The organism is Companilactobacillus halodurans (assembly GCF_009600985.1).
Classification (GTDB): Bacteria; Bacillota; Bacilli; order Lactobacillales; family Lactobacillaceae; genus Companilactobacillus; species Companilactobacillus halodurans.
Genome location: NZ_VDFP01000190.1, coordinates 1 through 1,226, shown reverse-complemented (window position 1 = coordinate 1,226; position 1,226 = coordinate 1). Strand labels below are relative to the sequence as shown.

At 34.4% G+C, this 1,226-nt stretch carries 3 protein-coding genes; all 3 read right to left on the bottom strand.

The window, feature by feature from the left end; all coding sequences use genetic code 11:
* Positions 1-131: 131 nt before the first annotated feature.
* Genes FHL06_RS13535 through FHL06_RS13525 form a run of 3 tightly spaced genes read right to left on the bottom strand, consistent with a single transcriptional unit; the run spans position 132 to position 1,091 of the window.
* Entirely contained in the window at positions 132-539 is a 408-nt protein-coding gene (locus FHL06_RS13535) for a hypothetical protein (protein WP_153387156.1), read from the bottom strand.
* Positions 540-579: 40 nt separating this feature from the next.
* Positions 580-723, bottom strand: a complete 144-nt coding sequence (locus tag FHL06_RS13530; protein WP_153387154.1) for an XkdX family protein — start codon at positions 721-723, stop codon at positions 580-582.
* Positions 720-1,091: a hypothetical protein gene (locus FHL06_RS13525; RefSeq protein ID WP_153387152.1), complete on the bottom strand. Its 372-nt coding sequence runs from the start codon at positions 1,089-1,091 to the stop codon at positions 720-722. Before FHL06_RS13525 ends, FHL06_RS13530 begins: the two co-directional genes overlap by 4 nt.
* Positions 1,092-1,226 lie beyond the last annotated feature (135 nt).

Sequence of the window (1,226 nt, the reverse complement as noted above, 5' to 3'; positions counted from 1 at the left end):
TATCAATTCTTCGAAACACGTCCTCCGTATGCTCTGCATAAACACTTTCGTTATTTCCTTGATTTTTAGCACGTTGCAACCAGACTGTACCCCAAGCACCAATCACAGCAGTTATAAATCCTGCAATATATTTAAGTACGTCGTTCATAATACTTGGTCCCAAAAACTGCCTCTACAGTTATTCTGATTGCCACAAATGTGGAAAGAGTGGCATCAATATGTGGGTACGCAATGAAAAAGCCTGGCATATTTAGATCATGAACGATAAATACAATTGAACTAAATATCCAAACTAATGAAAGTAGAAATGTAACTATTGATAGGCCAAATTTTGATAATGGCGTTAAGCACATTGTTAAGCAAACAATGCCAACCAAAACTAATGCAAACGAAAAGGGCGGTATATCAACAAGACCGATCCATGAAGGATCGCCAACAATTGGTTTCAGATAAGGCTTCGGATCAGAAAAGGTCAATCCTAGGAATATCGTTTCTAAACTCGTCAATATCCAAAACCTGTTTTCTCTAAACAATTGCATCTAGTTATCTCCTTTCTTTACAACAAAAAAAGAGCCGCCGTTAAGCTGCTCCCTCTTCTGTGTAATCTTCACCAACAATTTGCTTGTAATCATCAGCGGTAATATTTTTATTTTTGACCAAAGATTTGATATTATCTTTGGTTCTTGTTCCCCATGATAGTTGTACTTTTAATAGAAAAATCATTTTGTTTCCTCCTGTTTATCTGATATTTCACTTGTATTATTTTTTAACTGATTATTGGTCAATTCTGTGATAGATTGCTTGATTTGCTCAATGTCGGTTTCTTGATCAATAACCAAATTGGTTAGTTCTGTATTGGACTTTTGGCTTTCTTCGTCTGGTGTTAAATTTGTGGCGATATGAACTAACTTGCCATCGGATTCTCTGACTGTCCATAAATATTTTTGGTCAATAGAAAAGGCTGGATCACTTTCTACAAGTGTCCAACCTTTATCACTGAATAGTTTAACTTGTGATTTTGCTCCGTCCTCACTTGTATCATTTACAAAAAGAATATTTCTGTCACTATCTAATTGAACTGCTATTTTCATATTTTGCCTCCTTAATTTTTATATGGTGTGACCTTATCTACAAGATCAAAATATTCCTCAGTTTTATTAGCAGCGTCGAGAAATCTTGAATAATTTATAGTTATCGATCCTTTTTTTATTAAAATATTCGATTGA

What these genes read in the sequence shown, in the direction of transcription:
- FHL06_RS13530 (WP_153387154.1), bottom strand. Translation starts at nt 723, where the DNA reads ATGATTTTTCTATTAAAAGTACAACTATCATGGGGAACAAGAACCAAA.
- FHL06_RS13525 (WP_153387152.1), bottom strand. Translation starts at nt 1,091, where the DNA reads ATGAAAATAGCAGTTCAATTAGATAGTGACAGAAATATTCTTTTTGTA.
- FHL06_RS13535 (WP_153387156.1), bottom strand. Translation starts at nt 539, where the DNA reads ATGCAATTGTTTAGAGAAAACAGGTTTTGGATATTGACGAGTTTAGAA.